This is a genomic window from Flavobacterium cellulosilyticum (genome assembly GCF_004349355.1).
Classification (GTDB): domain Bacteria; phylum Bacteroidota; class Bacteroidia; order Flavobacteriales; family Flavobacteriaceae; genus Flavobacterium; species Flavobacterium cellulosilyticum.
In genome coordinates this window covers 15061-38035 of sequence record NZ_SMFK01000017.1, presented here as the reverse complement: position 1 = coordinate 38035, position 22975 = coordinate 15061, and the positions used below count along the sequence as shown (strand labels likewise).

Here is a 22975-nt window from a genome sequence, read left to right as displayed (position 1 = left end):
AATTACAATCCAAGAGCCTCTTTTATTAACTCAAGGTTTTCAGCACTATAATTTATCTTTAAAGCTTCTTGATGTCCATTGTCTGACATCTTATTCCAAGTTTTTAGAATAATGTTTTTCATTTTTTCTCTATCGTGTTTGTGCACGAAAGGGTCAAAATAATGCTCTAAGAAAACCAAACAAATTACATCTTCTAGGAGTTGTGTTTCTTCGTCTTTTTTAAGTAATTTTTTCTCGATTAGAAAAGAAACTCTATCGATAAACTCTTGGCTATAACCACATTCTTCAAGTATCGTTGCAGTTGTTTTTGCATGAAATTTTTTCAAATCCTCACGCCATTTTAAATAGCCAATACGATCCATTGTATAGGATTCTCGAGGCATTTTCCATCGGCAAATGTGTTGTGCTTTTGCAGCAATTTGCACTTCCTGAGAGGCATTAGGAAAAAAATCCAAAAGCTTTTCATACATTCTAGTCGAATATAATAATTCTTTTGGATATGTTTTTGATTGAACTATTTCACTGTTAGGATCTTGTGCATTTTCTGCATCAATCCTTTGACTGGCGTTCTGAAATGGTGTCATTGTCTTTTAAATTGTTTAAATTCAAAGATACATAATTATTCTAAAAAGCCAACGAATACTTCATTATCAACAATTTTTACTGGGTATGTAGCAATTGAATAATCCTCATCATTTAAATTGGTACCGTCAATCAATGAAAATGTTTTTTTGTGCATTGGGCAGGCAATTTTTGGAATTTCATTTGTAGATCCAATCATTCCTCTTGAAAGTACCATCTCCATTTTATGTGGACAAACATTCTGACATGCATACCATTCATTTCTGCGAGAGAAATTGATAACAGCAATCTGCTTATTTTTATATTTGATACATCCACCACCATCTATAGGGAAATCAGTAGTTTCTCCAGCTTTGAACCAAATTTTTACGTCGGTTAGTTGAACCGTTTCGTATTGATTTAAAATTTCTTCCATAATGTTTGTTTTTAAAATTTCCATCACTTCAACATTTTTAAATATTGACTGCGATTTGTCCGTATTAATCTGTTGAAGTTGATGGAAGAATTTATATTTATTTATTAGTTTACCAAAGTCTAGGCATTTTTTGATCTCTCATTGGGACAAAAACAATGTTTTCATCTCTTTCGTCTGTATTAATAAAATGACTGAAACGTTTTTGCATTTCAGGATCTTCGACAACTTGAGTCCATTCACATTCATACGTATCAACTAATCCTTGCATTTCTATGTCTAAAGTATTCGCAATTCCTAGGCTATCCTCTATCACTACTTCTTTTAAGTAATCCAATCCGCCTTCTAGTTTTTCCAACCAAGTAGAAGTACGTACTAATGGTCCTGCTGTACGGATATAAAACATCAAGAAACGATCTAAGTATTTCAAACAAGTTTCTTTGTCAACTTGTTCCACAAATAAAACAGCATGTTTTGGATTTGCACCTCCATTACCACAGATGTATAAATTCCATCCACCATCAACAGCTATTACACCAAAATCTTTTCCTCGAGCCTCAGCACATTCCCTGATACAACCTGAAACACCACCTTTAATTTTATGTGGAGAACGCAAACCTTTGTACCTGTTTTCCAATTCAATTGCAAAAGTAGTACTGTCATCCATACCGTAACGACACCAAGTATTACCTACACAGCTTTTTACTGTACGTAGTGATTTTCCATATGCATGACCACTTTCGAAACCATTGTCGATAAGTATTTTCCATATTTCTGGCAAGTCATTTAATTCAGCACCAAACAAATCGATACGTTGTCCACCAGTAATTTTGGTATATAGATTGTATTTTAACGCTACCTCACCTAGGACGATTAGTTTTTCGGCTGAAATTTCTCCACCAGCTACTCTTGGAACAACGGAGTAGGTTCCATTACGTTGAATGTTTGCCAAGAATCGGTCGTTTGAATCTTGTGCTTCAACATGTTTGTTAGCGGTGTCATTATAAATACTGGAAAAAATAGAAGACAAAACAGGTTTACATATTTCACAACCATCCCCAACTCCGACTGTTCCCAATACTTCATTGTGATTTGTGAATTTATTGATTTTAACAATGTCATAAAGCTCTTGTCTGTTGTAAGCAAAATGCTCACAAACCACATCCTTTACTTCTTTTCCTAATGATTTTTGAGTTGCTTTTACTAAATCAACCACCATTGGTTTACAACCACCACAACCTGAAGTGGCTTTAGTAGATTTGACTACATCTGAAAGAGTTTCGCAACTTCCTTCAGTAATAGAGCAACAGATACTTCCTTTAGTTACATTTTCACAAGAACAAATTACGGCAGTATCAGGCAAGTCCATAGCACTTCCCATTGCTGAACTTCCCCCTCCTCTTGAACCCAAAATTAAATCTTCTGGATTTTTCGGCAATTTCATCGCATTACTATAAATCTGGAACAAGCTGTTGTAATCACTCGAATCACCTACAAGAATTCCACCTAACAATGTTTTTCCGTCTTTAGTAACATTGATTCTTTTATATATTCCGCTAAATTTATTTTCATAAACAATTGCAGTTACGTCTTCATTTTCGATAAATGGGTCGCCAAAACTAGCCACTTCAACACCAATCAATTTTAATTGAGTTGACATATCAATGGTGTCTCTCATCTGCTTATCGCCCTGCATGATTTGATCGACAGCAACATCGGCCATCTCATAACCTGGAGCAACAAGTCCATAAATCATATGATTGTAAAGAGCTACTTCACCAATCGCATAAATGGATGGGTCAGTCGTTTGCATTTTATTATTTACTACAATTCCACCGCGAACTCCAACTTCTAAACCAGCAACTCTTCCTAGTTCATCTCGTGGTTTTATCCCAGCGGAAATTACAAGCATATCCACTTTCAGAAGTTTTTCACCTTCAAACATCATTCCTGTTATTGCATCTTCACCAGCGATAAATTGAGTAGATTTGTTTAGATGAATTCCAATATTAAGTTCCTCAATTTTAGACTGCAGCATATCACTAGCTCCTTTATCCAATTGTCTTGGCATTAATCGAGGTGCAAATTCAACTACATGAGGATTCAGACCTAAATCACGAACCGCTTTGGCTGCTTCTAAACCTAACAATCCACCACCAAGAACAGCGGCTTCAGTTGATCCATTTTGTTTTATTTTTTTGGCATAAGCCATAATTGCATCCAAATCTTCGATAGTCCTATACACAAAAACACCTTCTTTATCTACCCCTTCAATAGGTGGTACGAATGCGGAAGAACCGGTTGCTAAAACTAAGTAGTCATAACTGTGTGTGTTTTCTAAATGTGTATGAATCGTTTTATGCTCTCTACTAATATCTGTAATTAACTCCGAAGTATTTAAAATAATATTGTTATCTGCATACCAATTGGAAGTTGACATAGACAAATCATCTGCGCTCTTACCTGCAAAGTACTCACTTAGATGCACTCTATCATAAGCACGTCTTGGCTCTTCTCCAAAAACTGTAATTTGAAAATTTTCTTGTCCTGATTTTGCAACAAATTTTTCACAAAATTTATAACCTACCATGCCGTTTCCGACTACTATTACTTTTATCATTTCGCATTAATTAAGTATTACGTAGCAAAAGTAAGTATAATTACTTAATTATAATACTTAATTAATGATTTTTTTTTGAATTACCATTAAATAACTTAAAACATTGCACTACTTACTGTTAAAATAAAGATTAACAGTTTTTTATCGTAAAGATTAATAAGTAATTTATTATAACGATTAAAGCGCAATCAGTAATATATATGTAAGTGACATACTTATTACTGATTACGAGCATCATTTTATGATTGGAAGTAAATTATTGGACGTAGAAGTAAATAAAAATAAGTATTCGTAACTAGAAACTTGACTTCCTACTTAGTGATTATTGTGGAATAGCATTAAAGCCAATTAATTTAACGAGGTTTTCGATATCGACAACAGCGACTATTTTCGAAGTATAAACGGTGAATTCTCTTGGAAAAACAGTATTATTTATTTCAACGCGTTTTACGCCATCAATTTCTAATATACGCTTTTTGATATACAATAAATCCTGTTCTTCTACTGTATTTGTTCCAAAAAGTTTACCGTAATTTCCTGGAATAATATTATCTGATAATAAACTCATTTTATTTGTTTTAAATTAATTAAAAAGAAACCCTATTAATAGTACTTAAAGTTAGTAATTTTACTTGAATTATAAAATAAAATCTACTAATTTCAGTGTAATTTACATCAATCATTATGTCTTATATTTTTGATTTGAACAGCAGGCAACTATTAGAATAAAAAAGAACCTAATTTAAAATAATCATTTGAAATATGCTGTCTTATCGATTTTTTATTTAATATTAATGAATATTATTAAAGGTATATAAGGCTGAAAGTATCACTAAAACCGAAAGAATCACAATATTAATACTAATTATCAAGCTACTTTTATATAAGGATTTTAAAAACCCATGTTCATAAAATCGACGGTGAGCAGGAAAAAAGTAATAAATCATCCAAAAAACACCAACTGATTTTACACTTAAATGTATCCATTCTATAATTTGCGTGGATTCAAACATTAAAATGATTTTTTCTATCAAAAAAAGAATTAATGTTAATAGCAGTAAAAAGGAAAAATAATGCAATGTAAAAATTCCGTGATCAAAATAATACCATTTTTTCTTATCATGGAACAACCAAAGAACAAAGGCAAAAACAGGCATATATAAAAACAAAACTTTCGGAACATTATTCATAAAAGAATATACGAACTTTTCAATAATTTGTTCATTTGTATTTTCTTCTTTTACTTCGACATATTTTTTAAGAAACCAATATTCAGAATCACTTATTATTGGATTATTAATACTGGTGCTTTGAACCGAATCCAATTCTTTGATAGATTTGTAGCCAAAATCTGTTTCTTCTGCTTTTTTGGCTGTTTTTTCAACGCCAATTTCGTTTGTTTGTTGTAAAATCTTAATTATAGTATCCTTGTTCTTCTGGGATATAATTCCGACCTTAGTAAGACCACGAATACCTTTTTCTTCTATATGAAGAGAATCAATAGTTGGAATTACAACTTCTTTTTGATTTACCTTAATCGATATGGGCTCTACGTTATTTACAGGTAAATTTGGAAAAAGAGAAAATGTTAAAAACGTTACAAAACTAATAAAAATATACAATCGGACAGGTGCTAAATAAGTCAAGCGTTTCCCTGCCATATATTCCTTAGTTAGAACAGCAGGTTTAAAGAATAAATAAATTATGGTTTTCCAAAAGGAATTGTCATAATGAGTTAGATCTTCAAAAAAATGAATAAATATATGATGGAAAGATTTTTTGCTTTCAACATTTTCTTGTCCACAGTTTGAACAGTACCTATTTACTACTAAATGATCACAATTAAGGCAATTGTTATAATCGCGTATTTTTTCTTTTGACATCTAAACTTTATAAAATAAATTTTAAGAAGCAAAATTATAGCGTTTTGAATACTTATAAGTTACTTAATTACAGCTATTCATTGTAAAATTTACAGGTTTTATTTCAGTTATTTACCAAAGCTCAATTAAAAACAATGTTTTAATTTGTATTTAATTTAACTATAAATTTCAATTAATATAACTACATTACCCACCTCTTAATCAGATAAATAAGTAGAACAATGAAAAAGAAAGAAAAACTACCAGACTCTTTAGTTTATCCCCCAAATGAGGATATTTACAATAAATTAAAAAAAGAAATTGATATTAATCCAGAAGATATTTCCAAAAGAAAAATCTCTATTGAAATTAATAATTCTAGCAAAATGAATCAAAAAGATTTTGAGGATGATATGTCTGGGGGAGATTTAGATATTCCTGGAGCAGAATTAGACGATCAACAAGAAAATATTGGTAGCGAAGATGAAGAAAACAATGGCTATAGTATTGGAGGTGATAACCACCATAATTTAGAGGAAAATAAAGAGTAAAAAATTTTTTATAAATTGAAATATCAAAGAGACATTCCAAAACAGTAGTAAGCTCCGATTTACTACTGTTTTTTATTGCTTTAAAAGTACTCACAATCTAATTTACTATGCTAACCCAACAGTTTGCAAAAATCCATTCGAAAATAAATCATACATATCTGTAGATAACAACTTCTTCCTTTCGTCAATCCATTTTACAGCATTTTCAGCGTACATGTGATTCAATAATCCAGAAAATGCCCAGCCATTATTTTTGCCCCAATGTAATGTAAAAGGGATATTATTTTGCTGCAAAACTTCGATCATACGTATAGAAAAATGCTCTAAACTCATGATTTTCTCGCTCTCAGACCAGAGAACACCATCTATTTCTAACATGCAGGTAATAGGAAATTGGGTAAAACCCAACGTAGCTTTAGTTTGTTTGACAAATCGCATGGCAAAAATCCCCGGAATAGGCCCTTCATCACGTGTTAATTTACCAAAAAGCTCCATGGCTTTAGGAGAATCTTTATGATCTATTCCAAAGGAACACGCAAATGCTGGCCCTTGATAGGGTGCGTCCCAAAATATTTCTTTAAGCATTCCTGTTGTTTCTTCATTTACTGTTGGAAGTATCGTATTTCGTAACTGCTTTACTAAAAACGGAATGCTTTTAGGCAAATTTTCTGCTAATTTGACAAACAGATAGATAAGATCTTTATAAAGTGATTCTTTTATAATTGGAAATGGATCAGGATAATGCTTTTGATACGCTTTTTTATACATTAGTTCAACGACACAATTGGGATCATCACTATATTGATTGATGAATATTTTAAAATGATAGGGTCTTTTTCCTTTACCATCAGAATCCGTTTCTTCAGGAATAGTGAATACAGCATTTTTAAAATCCATTGTACTAGCCAATTCAAAAGCGATGTTCTTATCCATTTTTTTTACGTAGCGCTTCAATAAAAACATTGGCTCCGCCTCAATTACAATTCCGTGCAAAAAACCAAAGCCACCTAATCCAACCAAGGCGGCATAAAACATATTATCATCTCGTATCACTCTTGCATTTAACTTAGTTGCAAATTCATCACTTAATGCAGGTTTTGAATGAGGTTCTATATAAACTATATCCTCTTTGTTTGGTCCAATAATTAGATTCAATCCAACTACATAATCTTGTACTGAACCAACATCTAAAGCGGAGCCATGTACCCCAGTAGAAATACAACCAGCGATTGTTTGTCCATTACTAGCACCAGATGTTTTTAGTGACTTACCATTTTCTGCTAAAGTTTCAGATATTTCTTTTATTGTATTTCCACATTCAAATAGAAATAAATTTGTGGGATCATAATTGGAATTTAAATGGCAATCCACATCATGAATAGGCATTGAAATATTCATAAAACCATTATAATGCATTCGGTCTTTATGGCTAGCAATATTATTTAGTGACCATGCAGATCCGTATGCACGAAAACCTTGTCCAGCGTCTAAAGTTTCTTTAATTAAACGCTGTATTTCCGTTGCAACATCATTATAACGATCCATTTTATTGGGCATTACCCTTGCTTCTTCTAATTTAGTTTGATATAGAATCTTTAACGCAAATGGACCATTATTATGTAAAGTATCCCATTCTGCTAAGAATTTTGTTTTAGTGGTAGCCTTACATTTTAATTTGAAGGTTTTTCACAGACATACTTAATAGTTACTTTCCGTTTTTTTCCAAAAGTGATTGCACTTAATAATACACCACCGAAAGTATTACGATATTCAATAATATTTAACTTTCCAGATTCACAAGCTTCTTTTTCTTTGATGAGATAAGTAAAATCTTTTGAAGTAATTTTAATACTTATGATCGTATCTAATTCTACAACAGCCATACCTCTATAATAATCTTTTCTATTTGAAAACGGGTCTGGTTGAGGAGTTCCATTAACATTTCGGAGCCGCACCGAGTAACAAGAAGTTAGTATAGCGCAGCTAACAATAATTAGTAACCATTTTAATTGTTTCATTATTAATTGCTTTTAGGATAAATAATTTAACGATTTCATAAATAGTCGAATTAAAGTTTTATTAAAAATATAAATTCAATTCCAATTAAGTAAAACACATTCTACAGTTATAAGTCTAGAAAAAAAAAGAAAAAACAGACTTAGACGACTTATTACCAAGTGACTATACCAAATATAAGAAAAATTATAAATCAATTCTACATGTTCTGGGGAAATAGTATAAAGTAATTCCAATAAAAAAACCATTCATTTCTAAATGGCTTGCTTAGTAGCGGGAACAGGACTCAAACCTGTGTCTTTCGCGTTATGAATATGAAGAATCTTTTTTATTCTGTTGATATAATTAAAGTAATTTTAGGCAACTTTTTTCAGGACGAGACAGTTGGCTTATTTATGAAAATGGTTTACTTCATTTTTATACCTATATTCCTAACGCATCGTAATTTTGGATTTCTTTAAATAATGAACGATCTAAATCTACATTTAGTATAAGGAAGCATTATGATATTAAATCGAATTACGTTCGATATAATTAAATGGATTTTTGAAAATTTCTTTTTTATTATTTAATATAAGTTCCGCGGCATCTTCCCCCATTTTTTTGAAATCGGTACTGATAACCGTAATTCCTAGAAGGGCTTTCAAAGGAGTTTCATTATAGGATATTAGACCTACATCTTTGCCCATAACAAGATTTTTTTCTCTGATTTGCTGTATCAAATAGACCAACTCACCATCTTCTACTGTAATATAGACTTCTTTTGATTTAAATTCTAAATCGCCATCTATTCCATCAAGGATTTCATAATCAAATTGATGTTCTTCGCAAAATTGTTTAAAACCCACCATCACACTTGTGGGGTATGGAAAGACAGCTTTAGTAGAATAAACAAGAATTATTTTTTTATATTTTTTTAATTTTTCAAGTCCTTTTTCCAATGCATACATGATATCTTCTTTGAAATCTTGATAGATAGCCGCAAAGGAACCTGAGATTTCATTGTGAGAATTGTCAAGTATAATGAGTTTGTCTTTTGGTATAGTTTCAATAGCCTTGATTACTTTTGAGGTATAATTGACATGATTTTTTACTTTACTTCTAAAATGAGGCATGATAACAAAATAATCATAATGGGCGATGTTTTTCTTTAGCGCATTTATAAAAAGTGTCTCATCACAATAATAAAGATACATATTCACATGTCCATTGATTCCTAGAGTATCTACAAAGGCATTATAGACTTCCATTTTATAAGAGCTGGGTTTGTTAATCAGAAAAAAAACATCGATTTTGGACTCAGAAATGACATCAGTTACAAAATTACCTACGCCTTTGACCGAAAATATTAAGTTACGATCTCGGAGTATTTTATATGCTTTTTCAATAGTATCACGAGACATTGAATACTTATTACTAAGTTCTCTAATCGATGGGATACATTCTCCTAATTTTATTTTTCCTGATTTTATTTCATCAGTGATTCTATCAGCTGCCTGAATAAATTTTGGAATACTCGATTTTTTGTTTTTTTTAATTATTATGTTTTGCGGCTCTTGCTTCATATCATATAATTGTAAAGGTATATTTTGAGGTATAAATTTAGGACATATTATAGTACAGTTAAAAAATATTCGTGCTAAATATGTTTTCAGACCCATTTATTAGTTAAAATAAACTTCATTCAATTCCCATTTCCAATCCTCTTAATTCTGCCAAACCTCTCAAACGACCAATTCCTGAATACCCTGGATTTGTTTTTTTGTCCAAATCGTCAAGCATTTGATGTCCGTGTTCGGGACGCATAGGAATGATTCTTTTGGTTTCCTTTTGTTTTTTAAGAATTAATTTTACCACTTCATACATATCCACATCACCTTCTAAATGATTGGCTTCGTAAAAATTCCCTTCGGCATCTCTCTGTGCTTCTCAAATGAATAAGCAACTGGTATGATTTCACGAAGGAAATAATATAGATTTTCTTTTAATTTTGCTGCACTATTCCATCATATCCTTTCAGCACTTTCAAGAAATCTTCTACTGAATAGGATTCTTCAGCACCTGGCAAACCTGCAATTATGTTTTGTTGCAATTTGATTTTATCAGCATCAGTCAACTTTTCAAAAGTCGCTTTTGCTTGCACTTTTTGTGCTTCTGAATAGGTGTTTTCTGCTCCAGGTCTTTTTTAAATAAACAATTCAAAAGCAGCAAATTCGTTGACATCAAATCGTAATGCTTTGGACCCATTTGACTTTTCATACGCCAAGTCCGTTGTGAACCAGTCTAAAACACGCATGAAATTATAGCAAACTACATAAATACCACACTTTGCCAAATTTTTGATGCTTTGTTTATAGTTTTCAATATATTTCAAATAATCACCCGATTGTTTTTTGTTGTCTTCATGTACCGGTATATTTTCGACAACTGAAAAAGTCAATCCTGCCCCTTCTACATCATTTTTCCGTTTCATGATTTCATCTATTTCCCATACCTGCCCATTTTTGATATGATGCAAAGCTGTTACGACACCGGTTGCTCCAGCTTGTCTGGAATCTGCTAATTTTACTGGATCGTTGGGTCCATACCATATCCATATTTGTTCCATAATATTAATATGCTTATAAATTTTATTAAATACTTGAAGCTGCAAATCCACCATCTACGTGAACTACAATTCCACTTACAAATTTTGACATATCACTGCATAAAAACAACAATATACCATCTAAATCTTCTGGCACACTAAAACGTCCCATTGGGGTGTACTCGATAATTTTTTCTCCTCTTGGAGTTAAACCTCCTTCTGGTTTCAGCAACAAAGCTCTGTTTTGTTCTCCAATAAAAAATCCTGGCGCGATCGCATTTACTCGTAATCCTTCACCATATTTTCCAGCTAATTCCACTGCCATCCATTTCGTAAAATTATCAATTGCTGCTTTTGAAGCAGAATACCCTACTACTCTTGACAATGGTCTTTGAGCCGATGCTGATGAAATATTGATGATAATTCCCGATTTTTGCTTAGCAAAAACTTCCGAAAACACCTGCGAAGGCAACATCCAATAAAACCGTAAGTTGATTCATCAAGTTTTTTATTAGAATTAATAAAAGCAAATAGCTTTCAGTAGCGTTTCTCAACATATAAAAGAGATTCTAGTATTTGTGGAATCCGTTTTCAATGCTGATTTGTACGAAATCAAAACAGTTAAAACACTATGAAAAATGATTTTGAGAAATTTGAATAAATTTAAAACTTTATTATTTTTTAAAAGTTTCCCTAGGGAATGCATAGGAATTTTTCCATCCTCCCAAATCAATTAAAATTTGGTCTAACATGACACCCGAATCGACCATCCAAATTTTCAAGGTATGTTTTCCTGCCTTATTTATTATTTGTTTCGCCGATTGTACACTGGCATTTTTTAGCACATTTTGCATCCATTGATCACTTCGCCCAAAGGTTTGAAAATTCACAATGACAGGTTCTGCATTATCAATGGCTATTGCACAACGTACTCCTCGCCCATTATAATCCGCATGTGTAGGTACGGCTTGAATTCTAACATCTGCCTCCCCAAAATTGAAGCTGTAAAAATCATATTCTACCACAGGACTATTTTGCTGGATTGTTTTTAAATCAGTTTCTGGACCGGCACTTCTTGGTAAGGCGGCAATGACTTTTCCGCTATACCCTAGTCCTTCAAAAGTTTCCCATTTAGCCTCTTTTCCTGATTGATTTCGAGTGAAATTTTCGGCATTTATAGAAACAAAACCTTTGTCTTCTATAAATCCAGAATAATTTTCTAAAGCTTCAAATTTGGGATTATACACCGAAACACCAATGGTAATCGTACCGTCTTTCGTAACAAAATCAATCGCATTGTTTACTTTATAACTTGGCGGAATCAATTGAAAATCGTGTCCCAAAGGGGCTTCTTTTTTATTTTCGCCCTGAGGTACTTTTTCCCAGTCAATACTTACCCACAATCTCTTTTTTTGATTTCCAGAGCTAGCACTCAAAGTACCTTGCGCTTCTGAAATGCGAATCCAATCGGCTTTGGGAACTGCTTTCCAAGAAATACTTTCTTCTCCTTTTAAATAGACATCAATAAAATAATGATTATCAGTATATCGATTGAAAACGGGGAGTACATCGGCAAAACAATTCACAATTTCGTGATTCACTTCCATTTCATAGCCTTCCAAAGCCAAGCCTAAACTCGCTTTTTCTTTCGGATGAACCACAACAAAAGAAGGTTTGCTAAATGCTGGCAAAAATCGTGGTTCCATCGTCATGATGTGATTCCATTTCCCCTTACTCACCGTCTCATTGTAATGCTGCGTTTCTTTAACAATGCGCTCGTACGCTTTGATAGCTTGTTCGCCATCGTCATTCGCACTACGTTTATTTTGCTTGGCATCAAAATCGTTTTTGAAACTGTACAACCATTTTTGATTGATTTTTGAAGCCGCAATTACCGGGTAATACACCAATTGATAAAAAGCATCTTTGCGGAATGCGGGAATATCCGCATATAATTTTTCTACCGTATTTTCTATCGCTTGATAGTCATTTATGCGAGTGGAAACCTCATCTCCATAATGAAATTGATTCAATTCGGTTACGCCTGATTTGGTCACAGGTTCTACTTGGCTCCAAGCCATAAACTCGGGACGTCTTATAAATGCCAATCGGTTATTTTCGAATAGTATATCGGTAACTGCAGTGGCATTTTCGTTTCCAAATTCTCTTGCAGCCCAAGCATTCATATGATTCTTTACCGATGTGCTTTTTTCGAAAGCATCCATATTCCAAGCCATATCTAGGAACAATTCGATATTGTATTCGTGGGGTTTAATGTCACCACAATTCAAAATCCATAAGTCACGGGATTGAAATTCATAAGCTTTAGACATTTCCTCCCACATTAAAACTGGATTAGTAGAATTCAACCACAAATAATCATGCGGTCGTCCCCAATACGAAGTATGGTAATACACCCCTGCTCCACCTGAACGGGTTTGTTCTTTTGGATTACTAAGCTGGCGCATGTAACCGTAATTGTCATCGGTCCAAACTAAGGTGATGTCTTCAGGAAGTTGCAAGCCTTTTTGATAATAATCTAAAACTTCCTTGTAGGGAACAAAGGCTTGCGGAATCGTATTGGGTTCTTTTTTTATTTCTTTCTTTAAAATCGCTCTTTGGTCCGTAATAATATTTTCCAACAATTTCACTTGCTGATCCGTATCATCTTCGCCCACAATCATAGGTGAATCGTGTTCTCCACGCATACCTGTGGTATAAATATTTTCGAATTTTGCCGTTTCTTTGACGCGTTTGCTGAATAAATTTTTAATCACAGTAGAATTGGTGTCATAGCGGTATTCTCCCATGGTTTTATGATTCCACTCTGTATTAATATTACTTAACATCGGTTCCGCATGCGAGGTTCCAATTACAATGGCATAATCGTCGGCAACAACTTTATTTTGAGGATAGGAATAAAAAGGCTTGGTACTCGAATGCATTGCTGGCCAGATGGTATTGGCTCGCAAACGCAACAATAATTCAAAAACTTTAGCGTAGGTTTTTGGACCAATATCGCCCGTTTCTGGTTCGAAATTGAGCGCAGCCCAACGTTGTAAACCCCAATCTTCATCATTTAGAAATACTCCTCTGTACTTTACGGAAGGACTTTTGGAAACTTTATTTTCAACTGAAATTACAATCTCTGATTTTTTCTCTGGACTAACATCGGCCCACCATTCCCAAGGAGAAATTCCCATCATTCTAGACAATTCTAAAATCCCATAGGCAGTTCCTCTTCGGTCGCTTCCAACAACAACCAATGCTTTTTTTAATCCCTTCATTGGATTTTGAACGACTTGAATCGAAAAACGTTCCCATTGTCCCTTAAATTCTGAAACATCCAATTTTTTATTGGCAATCATAGCATCAATGGTGCTGTTTTTACCAATCGTTCCGGCTATAATGGTAATGTCCGACTTTTGATTTTTTACAGCAGCCGTTACTACTTTCCTACCAGAAATTTGAAACACATCATGAGCAAAAATGCCAGCGGCTATTTGAACTACTTTAAAATCTTTTTCATCTGTTAAAATGCAAGTTGATTTATTGTTTTCGACAATAGAAAACTCCGATTTAGGTTGTTGCGCCTGAACAAACAAACTAAATTGAAAAACTACTAGAAATAGAAAGGTATGTTTACACATATTAAAATTGTATCGTTTCTGGGTTTAACTTGAAATTCTTATTTTCAATTGGAATTAAATAAAAAGAATAGCTATAAACGCCTCCTTTAATTTTATATTCCGCATGCGGTTCCGCTTTAAAAGACCAAGTATTATCTCCTCCCACTCCCATCTGCATCAAATCTACATTTACAGTAAGCGCTTTTCTATCTATTAATTGATTGACATGAGTAGCATCATTAATGTTTTGTGTGCTATAAGGCCACACACTAAAATTGATTGGATTTTCGCCTTTAACTAAAAGTCCTTTGTCCGATGAATTTAACAGTTTAAACCAACGCGTTTCCATATGATTTCCATATTCTTGAGGCACAATATAGCCGTAACTCATCGTATTAGCGTTGCCTTTGTAAATTCCCATCAAAGCACCTGTATTTTTATCTTGATAATTGGCTTGTGGGCCTTTACCAAAATAACTGACATCTTGATACGCATTTGAAACATCAAACTGCATTCCTATTTTAGGTATATCTGGACTACTTTTATCAATAGTTACAGTGCTTTTTACTTTTACATAACCCTCTCCTAAAACCGTATACACCAAATTCACTTCTGTTTTAGGTTGGACAATAATCCCAGTGACATTAATTGTAACTTTTCCCTTTTCTGAGGCTACAGAAGTTTGAGTAACTTTAAATTGCTCTCCCGCATGCATCCATTCTAATTCATCACTTTTATTCATAGATCTTCGATAGGCTTTGTCATTCTCCGTTTCGGGTCTCCAAAAGTTCAATTTTAAAGGTTTTTCTAGGATATTAATTCCGTTGACTTTGTAAGTTGTAATACATCCTGTTTTCTTATCAAAAACCAACTCAACTAGCTTATTTTTTACCTCAATAGCATCTTCAGTTTGTGTTGTTGTCAATTCAATTTTACTTTGAATAGAATGTATTGCAACTGAGGGAACGTCTAATTTGAATTGCTCTTCAAAAACTACATAGCCTTTGTTTCCCCAAAGTGTATTTTCTTTCAACATTCCATTGATGTTGATAAAGTACTCACTTCCAGTTTTTGGTTTTATGTTTTTAAAATCAATCGTAAAAAGTTCCTCTTGATAAGGTTTTGTACTCATAGAAGGAATGGCTCCTGATTGAATAATTACTCCATTTTCGGTTATATTCCAAACCAAATTATAATGGGACAAATCGGAAGCATGATGACGGTTTAGAATTGAAAAGTTTCCCTTTAAAGCATCGACCGCTTTTATTACTACTGGCTGATTTACCTTTTTTGCTTCATATATTTCTGGCTTGGGAGTCCTGTCTGCTGCTACAATTCCATTGATACAAAAGCTACCATCGTTGGGAATGTCTCCAAAATCGCCACCGTAAGCAAAAAATGCTTTTCCGTTACTGTCCTTTTGCAAAATACCTTGATCGATAAAATCCCAAATAAAACCGCCCATGGCTCTATCATACTTATAAACTACATCCCAATACGTTTTGTAGTTTCCTAAAGAATTCCCCATAGCATGTGCATATTCACACATTAAAACGGGTCGTTTATCAAATTGAGTGTCTACTATTAGTTCTTCTAATTCTTCCGGTTGAGGATACATCCTACTGAGCATATCTACCCATTTAGGATCCGTTGGATTGCCTTGATTAGATGGCCAAAAGTTCTTTATGTACCTCTTATCTGATGGGTCTCCTTGCGCTCCTTCATAATGCACATATCGTGTAGGATCCAGCCCTTTTATCCAGGCCGACATAGCTGCATGATTGGGCCCCATTCCCGATTCATTTCCTAGTGACCAAATAACCACACTTGGATGGTTTTTATCCCTTTCGACCATTCTAATTCCTCTTTCTAAAAAGGCGTTGGCCCAAGCGGGATCATTGGCTAGTTTCCCTCCTAGACCATGAGTTTCAAGATTGGCTTCGTCCATCACATAAATTCCATAGGCATCGCATAAATCATAGAAATAGGGATCATTAGGATAATGCGACGTACGAACTGCATTGAAATTGAATTTCTTTATCAACTGCACGTCTTTTTCCATGTCTGCTCTTGAAACCGTTTTTCCATTGGTCATGTTATGGTCATGACGGTTGACTCCAATTAATTTTACTGGATTTCCGTTTACTAAAAACCGCCCTCTATCATCGATTTTTATGGATCTAAAACCAACTTTAGTACTTGTAGCCTAAATTAGATTCCCTTTATCATCTTTAACAGAAAAAAGCGCGGTGTACAAATAAGGTTCATCGGCCGACCATTTATGCGGATTTTTAACATCCATTTCAATCATCCCAAAACACACTTGATCTCTGGCAGGATGTTTTTCGCCTAAAGAGGTTCCTAGTTTTAGAATATTTTCTTTAATTACAACATTTCCATCAGTATCTATCAATTGTGTAGTTAAAGTCCAATCATCAACAATTGTTTTTAATGGAGTCGTATTAAAATAGCCTACTTTTTCTATAAACTTATCTGGAATATTTACCGTAAATTGAGGTCTTATTTGCAATGTCGCATTCTCGTAATTTTCATCTAAATTGGTTCGAATGGTAAAATCTGATAATCGTACTTTTGGCACTGCTTGTAAAAAAACTTCTCTTTCTATTCCGCTCAAACGCCATGTATCTTGATCTTCAAGATAACTTCCATCTGACCATCGGTATACTTTTACGGCAATTTTGTTTTCGCCTGTTTTGAGATATTTCATAATATCAAATTCTGATGGCAATCTAGTGTCTTCACTATAACCAACAAATGCACCATTTATCCAAACATAAAAAGCCGAAGAAACCCCTCCAAAATGAAGAATGACATCTTTATTTTTCCAAGATTCGTCAATGGTAAAACTTTTTACATAATGTCCAACGGGATTATCACTATGATTAATGTTGGGATAATTGCTAAAAAAAGGATAGGTAATATTGGTGTAAATGGCTTTTCCATAGCCTCTCATTTCCCAATTGGAAGGAACGTCAATGCTTTTCCACTTAGAAACATCAAAATTATTTTCCTGAAATGTATCGGAAGATTCCTCAGGTGTAGCGACCCAATTAAATTTCCAATCCCCGTTAAGTGATTTAAAAAACTTTGATTTTTCACGTTGGTTTGCTATTGCTAAATCTAAATTTTCGTAGGAATAAAATGTAGCTTTTGAAGGCAATCTATTAATTTGATTAATGGCTGGATCTTCCCAAATATTGTTTTGCGACAACAAAACATGAAAAGTCAAAAAGCAAAATAGTAATGGAATTCTTTTGATCATCTTTCTGTTTTTTTTTGTGTTTTAGTTTATTTCTATTAGCTCTGACATACCATTATCTACATGATTTTGCGAGCTATTTTTTAAAATTATTTGTCCTTTTTTGCTATCCGGTATGGCTATTTTGTTCATCGTAATATCTTGAACATCGTCAAAAACAAATGCTGGTCTAAAATCCGAATTATCCAAGGTTAACTTTATATTTTTCATAGTAATTCCATTTACATGTCTAATATAAAAACCATAAGCAGGCAATTCACCAAACATTGAAAACTCAGGATAACTTTTTACTTCTTCTGGCACTTGTTGCAAACGACTTAATGGAATATACGCCATCCCTTTTGTAGCTCTACCCGGTAAATTTATTTCTATATTTTCTAAAACCACATTTTCTATTGTATAACCTGGAATCCCCACAATAGAAGATGGAAATGGATTGTGAAAAAAGTCGACTTCGGGTCCTCTTAAATCATAATTATTATCAGGACGACCGAAAGGAACCTGCACTTTTACATTACTAATCGTAACATTTCGTATTACTCCTGGTTTTTCGCCATCTCGATGTCCCAGGCGTATAAAAATAGCATTTCCTGTATTCAATGCAGTAATATTCGACACAGATATATTTTCGATAATTCCTCCATCAACAGATTCAATTGCTATTGCAGATCGAAAAGTATCAAATACTTGAATATCTTTTATAACTACGTTTTTAAAACCTCCATAAGAGGCTGTACCAAATTTTATAGCGCTGGCGCTGGATCTTATGGTACAATTGGCAATATAAATTCCATCATTGGCATAACCTGGATAATAGGATTTTAAGCAAATACCATCATCGGCAGTGTCTAAATTGCAGTTTATCACTTTAACTTCTTTGCAATCGGTGATATCAATACCATCATTATTCCAATACGAACGGTTGACAATCGTTAATCGATCTAAAGTAAGATTCGTACATAATTCAAATGACAATCCCCAACAGGAAGCAGCACCAAGCTGTAAATCAGTTATGGTTATATCATTGCATTGCGAAAATCGAAACAACTTAGGGCGCATGGTTTCATTGGGTCTGTTTCTTCGGATGCTATAATTAGGATCAATAGCTATTCCAGCATGATGCAAACTATCAATAGTAAGGGCTAATTGCAACCCTTGTCCATCAATTTTTCCTTTTCCAAAGAGCTTTATAGCATTTGCTTTGTGGGCTAATAGTAAAGCCAACTGTGAATTATCATCTTTTTTAGGAGAGTCTGGTCTTCCTGGGAAATCCATTTTTTTATAATCTAATGGATTAGTGCTTCCTAGCAGTACGGCTCCTTCTTGCAGATTCAAGCTTACATTGCTTTTTAGTTGAATACTGCCGGATAAAAAGGCGCCTTTTGGAAAAACAACACAGCCTCCTTTATTTTTTTTGAAAGCGGCATCAATTGCTTTTTGAATGGCTTGTGTATTTAAAGTAATTCCATCTGGAACTGCTCCATATTTATTTATTAAAAACTCCTTTTGAGGTTGGGATGTTTTTTGCGCATTGGTTTTAAAACCAAATAAAAAAAGGCAGGATAATACGACTGTAAAAAACAGTTTTCCTTTAATTTTTGACATTTTATTCTTTTTTAGTATTTTTATAATCACTTCTTTTAAAACACATTAATTCGCTAAAAATGAAAATATTAGAAAATTAAATATTTATTTTCGTTAAAAAATAAACAAAAAAAAAATAGTACACAGATGACACCGATTGATCAAATAAAAGATTGATTTTCTTAATTTCAACCTAATAAAATTCGTTTCATCTGTGCACTATTTTTTGGATTTTAGAAATTTAAAATACTACAAAAAATAAAGTGCCTATTTAGCTTTATTTAATGTAAGCTTCTAATTTATCCAAGTTATTTAATTCTTTTTCTCTAGCACTTGCTGAGATAATTCTTGTCTCTAAATGTTTTGTTTTTTTAGAGATTAATAAATATTGTGTTCCGTCATCAGTATCTTTCACATAATCTTTAGGATTGTACATAATTGCTGCACCAATCCCAATCACTTCAGCAGCTACATCTTCTGGGTGTTTTCCCCAAACAGCGATGTAATTAGCTCCTTTTTTAGTTTCAAAACCTTTAAAATAATTGACTCCTGTAACAAACTGAACTTTTTTACCACTTAAGCTAAATGCTTCCACTTTAGCCTCTCTTTTCCCTGAAAACACAGTAACACGAACTTTAATATCAACAGTTTTTCCTTTATAAGGCACTCCTGTTGAGATCATTTCCATCCATGAAGTAGTAGCTGTTTTACCTACACGAGCCAAACGATTGGTTACAGGATTTAACGGAACCACTTTTTCTCCATCCCAAAGGCGTACTCCTCCTAAGCCAACAGTTGCTCCCACTTTATAATAATCTGCTCCCCAACCTTCTTTTTGTTGTTCTGGTGTTGGGTACCAATGTCCTTTTTTTAGTTCTAGACCAGGATTTGCCTTAGAATACACATCTATCGCTACTTTATCACTAAAATATATTCTCAATGCCATCCACTCGTTTTCAACCGCTGGTCCATGATGCCCAATAACGGAGTACAAATCTCCTGACTCCGAACCAATGTCAGTTAAGTAGCTTATTTTTTCGGCCTTCATATACAGACTCGTATCTGTATTATTTTGTCCAAAACAAATACAAGTAAATAGCAAAATAGCCATAAATGATAATTTCATAATTTCAAATTTTTATAGATTAAACTTAATTTTGATAAAAATAAGTAAACTTTCCATAAAGCCCGAAAAATTCTTTATTATTAACTCAATTTCATTGTATGTTGAAACGGCGTGTATCCTGTCAAATAAACATGAACTCCATCAGTGCGCAAACTACCTTGATGATAGGTATACTGTTCACTATCCAAATTATTTATATTATTATGTTCCCTCTTTCCTGGGCCAAACGATATAACATTAGATTCCATGGACAATTCACCCAATCCAGATTTCAAGTAATAATTCCCATTGGAGTCTTTTTCTACTCCCGAAAGTACACTTCCTTCTTTAAAACACATCTCAATGACAACTTCCACATTTGGTGGGCCATTAACTTTAAAATCTAAATTTAAAGTTCCATTATTTTCGGTAATTTCAATGACTGAAATTTGAGTTTTCACATTGCTTTTGGTTCTTGAATCAAAATCCATTTTATTCCAAAACCGTCCATCTTGAGAAGGAGACAGTTTATAATCTCCATCAGCACGGCGAAATTCTTCGGCAAGCGGTTGGTAATAATCGCCTTCTTTGGTTTCTGTCAAAATATATTTATTCCCTTCTTTGATTATCCCATCAGCACTGAAATACCCCATTCTAAAAAACGAAGTAGACAGACGCATGTATTTGAGAATCGCATCACCTTTTCGATACATTAAAAAATTTGGATTAGATGATCTTCCCGAAACTATCATTACAGGCTTGTCATTTCCACCAAATATAGTTATTGATGTTTTTCCACGTCGAATTCTCGCCAAATTGGAGACTGCAAAAAACTTTTCAAAATCATTTACTACATTAGCAACAAGTGAAATTTGTACTTGAAGTTCGCTATTTTCCATAAAATGCGCCAGGGAATTCGATAGAATATCAGTGGTGAAATTAGGCAGATTCTCAATTACATGAACCATATGTACAAACATTGGATTATTGGTACGAATGGCCATATAGCGGTATTGCAAATAAAATTTAGACACATTCATGTTCATAAATTGATCCTGTCTTTTTGAATCAACGGTAACCAAATCTCCATTGGTTTCTGTATAATAATAGTATGTCGTTAAGTTCTTATTTACTTTATCTAATAATTCGGGCCTATTCAACAAGCGAGCCATTGTTATAAAGGCTTTGTCAATAACAGCCGAATACACTCCACTTCGTTCCGAATAATGTCCATCAGCATTCAAATAGATTCCTTCTGCCAACCACTGGTCAATTCTTTGTAGATATCTGCCATCCGGATATAGCGCATTGATATTTGCTAAAGCTGCACAAACTACCCATCTGTGATTTGGCGTATGCACCCCTCCTGTTATCATAGCTTCCCCTGCCTTTACAATGAAAATTTTGAACTTATCTCTAAGAACTTGTAATTCTTTTTGTTTTTCTACATTTAATACTACTGCAGCCGCACAGATGTACTCCAAAACAAAAGCAGTATCAGGTGGTGATTGTCTGTTGCCTCCCGCATCAATGGTTCCCACTGGCGCTCGTTTATCGGCAACGCTGGTGCTCGTCTGCCACGAGTACCTACTTACATTAATAAACCAATGGTAGTGTTTGCAAAGCGGTTAATTAAAAACAGAGAAGATAATGAAGCTTCTGTTTTTTTTATTAAATCGGTTTCTTAAAAACGTTATATTTGATAGAAAAGCGATCTCAGAGAAATACAAAGTTATTGATAGCACTGTGCCAACATTTATAACTATAACTGTTATAGATTGGGTAGATTTGCTAACACGTCCCGTTTATTGCAACATCATAGACGAATCCTTAAATTATTGTATAAAAGAAAAAGGGTTGAGTGTGCATGCTTATGTGTATATGACAAGTCATATACACATGATAGCCACTGCTTTTGAAGGCGAATTACAAAATGTTATTCGTGATTTTAAAAAATTCACCTCTAAGAAACTAGTAGAAGCAATTCAAGAGCATCCAGAGAGTAGGAGAGAATGGCTTTTGCGTAAGTTTAGTTATGAAGCTCAAAAATCAGGAAGAGCTGACAATTTCAAATTGTGGCAAGATGGTTTTCATCCGGTTATATTAGACACCTTAGAAAAAATAGAGCAACGAGTAAATTATATTCATTATAATCCTGTAGAAGCCGAAATTGTATTTCATGAAAGAGATTATGTGAATAGCAGTTATAGGAATTATGAAGAAGATAATACCGTATTTTGTAATGTGAATGTTGAACCTTTATGGTGATTTTTATTCGAACCGCGTTGCAAACGCTCCCATTTGGGTAAAAATGTAAGTAGGTACTCGATGCAATCGAGCACCAGAGAAGGTTCATTAGATAAAACGGGAGATTTAGCTGTCTATTTGGTTGACGGCATAACTGACTTGAGTGGCAAATCAGCCTATGGAGAGACAGTTCAAACTTCGGACCAAAAACATGTACAAAGAATTAACATATGTAAAAGTGCATTATCTAGCTGGAGATTAGCGGCTTCAACTGTAGGTCACGAACTAAACCATGCTTACCATTTTATTTCAGGTGCTTATAATAGATGGAGTAAAATAAGTGCTGATTACGCATTTGCAAAATCTGAATATATCTCTCAAGCATGGGAATATATGAACGGTGGTGTTCCCACAAATAGCATAATGATGGATAATTTTAACACGATGATTTCAAAAGAATATGCAGTTGGTAGAAAAAAATAAAAACTTAAAAAAATTCT

At 33.6% G+C, this 22975-nt stretch carries 18 protein-coding genes and 1 pseudogene; 3 read left to right on the top strand and 16 right to left on the bottom strand.

The genetic code is table 11. The features are described from left to right. Positions 1-2 precede the first annotated feature (2 nt). The 5 genes from E0F76_RS17000 to E0F76_RS16980 form a co-directional block, all read right to left on the bottom strand. A complete protein-coding gene (locus E0F76_RS17000) occupies positions 3-584 on the bottom strand; it encodes a DUF4202 domain-containing protein (protein WP_132008972.1) in 582 nt (193 codons plus the stop codon). Between the two features lie 35 nt (positions 585-619). Further along, complete coding sequence (gene nirD, locus E0F76_RS16995; RefSeq protein ID WP_132008969.1) at positions 620-997, bottom strand: nitrite reductase small subunit NirD; 378 nt, start codon at positions 995-997, stop codon at positions 620-622. A gap of 109 nt (positions 998-1106) precedes the next feature. Then, positions 1107-3614, bottom strand: a complete 2508-nt coding sequence (nirB, locus tag E0F76_RS16990) for a nitrite reductase large subunit NirB (RefSeq protein WP_132008966.1) — start codon at positions 3612-3614, stop codon at positions 1107-1109. Positions 3615-3936: 322 nt separating this feature from the next. Continuing rightward, a complete protein-coding gene (locus tag E0F76_RS16985) occupies positions 3937-4182 on the bottom strand; it encodes a heavy-metal-associated domain-containing protein (RefSeq protein ID WP_132008963.1) in 246 nt (81 codons plus the stop codon). A gap of 223 nt (positions 4183-4405) precedes the next feature. Further along, positions 4406-5497, bottom strand: a complete 1092-nt coding sequence (locus E0F76_RS16980; protein WP_132008960.1) for a DUF3667 domain-containing protein — start codon at positions 5495-5497, stop codon at positions 4406-4408. A 221-nt stretch (positions 5498-5718) separates the two neighbouring features. Here E0F76_RS16980 and E0F76_RS16975 point away from each other — a divergent pair, with 221 nt between their 5' ends. Next, the gene (locus E0F76_RS16975) at positions 5719-6027 is read left to right on the top strand and encodes a hypothetical protein (RefSeq protein WP_132008957.1); all 309 of its coding nucleotides are present in this window, start codon (positions 5719-5721) and stop codon (positions 6025-6027) included. A gap of 105 nt (positions 6028-6132) precedes the next feature. Here the strand turns inward: E0F76_RS16975 and E0F76_RS16970 are convergent, their stop codons facing one another. The 11 genes and pseudogenes from E0F76_RS16970 to E0F76_RS16920 form a co-directional block, all read right to left on the bottom strand. Beyond that, on the bottom strand, positions 6133-7584 hold the full coding sequence (locus E0F76_RS16970) for an FAD-linked oxidase (protein WP_181954050.1): 1452 nt from the start codon (positions 7582-7584) through the stop codon (positions 6133-6135). Between the two features lie 113 nt (positions 7585-7697). Then, positions 7698-8045, bottom strand: coding sequence for a hypothetical protein (locus E0F76_RS16965; RefSeq protein ID WP_132008954.1), 348 nt, complete (start codon positions 8043-8045; stop codon positions 7698-7700). A 507-nt stretch (positions 8046-8552) separates the two neighbouring features. After that, positions 8553-9608 carry a GntR family transcriptional regulator gene (locus E0F76_RS16960; RefSeq protein WP_132008952.1) on the bottom strand — a complete coding sequence of 352 codons (1056 nt, stop codon included), beginning with the start codon at positions 9606-9608 and terminating at the stop codon, positions 8553-8555. A 115-nt stretch (positions 9609-9723) separates the two neighbouring features. Continuing rightward, positions 9724-10651 (bottom strand): annotated as a pseudogene (gene uxuA / locus E0F76_RS16955) (mannonate dehydratase). A 25-nt stretch (positions 10652-10676) separates the two neighbouring features. Next, positions 10677-11105 (bottom strand): SDR family oxidoreductase, encoded by a 429-nt coding sequence (locus E0F76_RS16950; RefSeq protein WP_246022096.1) that lies wholly within the window; start codon positions 11103-11105, stop codon positions 10677-10679. Between the two features lie 199 nt (positions 11106-11304). After that, positions 11305-14280 carry a glycosyl hydrolase 115 family protein gene (locus E0F76_RS16945; RefSeq protein WP_132008950.1) on the bottom strand — a complete coding sequence of 992 codons (2976 nt, stop codon included), beginning with the start codon at positions 14278-14280 and terminating at the stop codon, positions 11305-11307. A gap of 1 nt (position 14281) precedes the next feature. Next, positions 14282-16429 carry a glycoside hydrolase family 2 TIM barrel-domain containing protein gene (locus E0F76_RS16940; protein ID WP_281275295.1) on the bottom strand — a complete coding sequence of 716 codons (2148 nt, stop codon included), beginning with the start codon at positions 16427-16429 and terminating at the stop codon, positions 14282-14284. A gap of 36 nt (positions 16430-16465) precedes the next feature. Further along, positions 16466-17542, bottom strand: coding sequence for a sugar-binding domain-containing protein (locus E0F76_RS16935; protein WP_132008944.1), 1077 nt, complete (start codon positions 17540-17542; stop codon positions 16466-16468). A gap of 21 nt (positions 17543-17563) precedes the next feature. Further along, positions 17564-19144 carry a glycoside hydrolase family 28 protein gene (locus tag E0F76_RS16930; RefSeq protein ID WP_132008941.1) on the bottom strand — a complete coding sequence of 527 codons (1581 nt, stop codon included), beginning with the start codon at positions 19142-19144 and terminating at the stop codon, positions 17564-17566. Positions 19145-19400: 256 nt separating this feature from the next. After that, positions 19401-20249: a DUF4861 family protein gene (locus tag E0F76_RS16925; protein ID WP_132008939.1), complete on the bottom strand. Its 849-nt coding sequence runs from the start codon at positions 20247-20249 to the stop codon at positions 19401-19403. Positions 20250-20329: 80 nt separating this feature from the next. Next, a complete protein-coding gene (locus E0F76_RS16920; RefSeq protein ID WP_132008936.1) occupies positions 20330-21769 on the bottom strand; it encodes a hypothetical protein in 1440 nt (479 codons plus the stop codon). Between the two features lie 109 nt (positions 21770-21878). Here E0F76_RS16920 and E0F76_RS16915 point away from each other — a divergent pair, with 109 nt between their 5' ends. Beyond that, positions 21879-22496 (top strand): transposase, encoded by a 618-nt coding sequence (locus E0F76_RS16915; protein WP_246022095.1) that lies wholly within the window; start codon positions 21879-21881, stop codon positions 22494-22496. 60 nt (positions 22497-22556) lie between these two features. Then, complete coding sequence (locus tag E0F76_RS16910; protein ID WP_132008933.1) at positions 22557-22958, top strand: hypothetical protein; 402 nt, start codon at positions 22557-22559, stop codon at positions 22956-22958. Positions 22959-22975 lie beyond the last annotated feature (17 nt).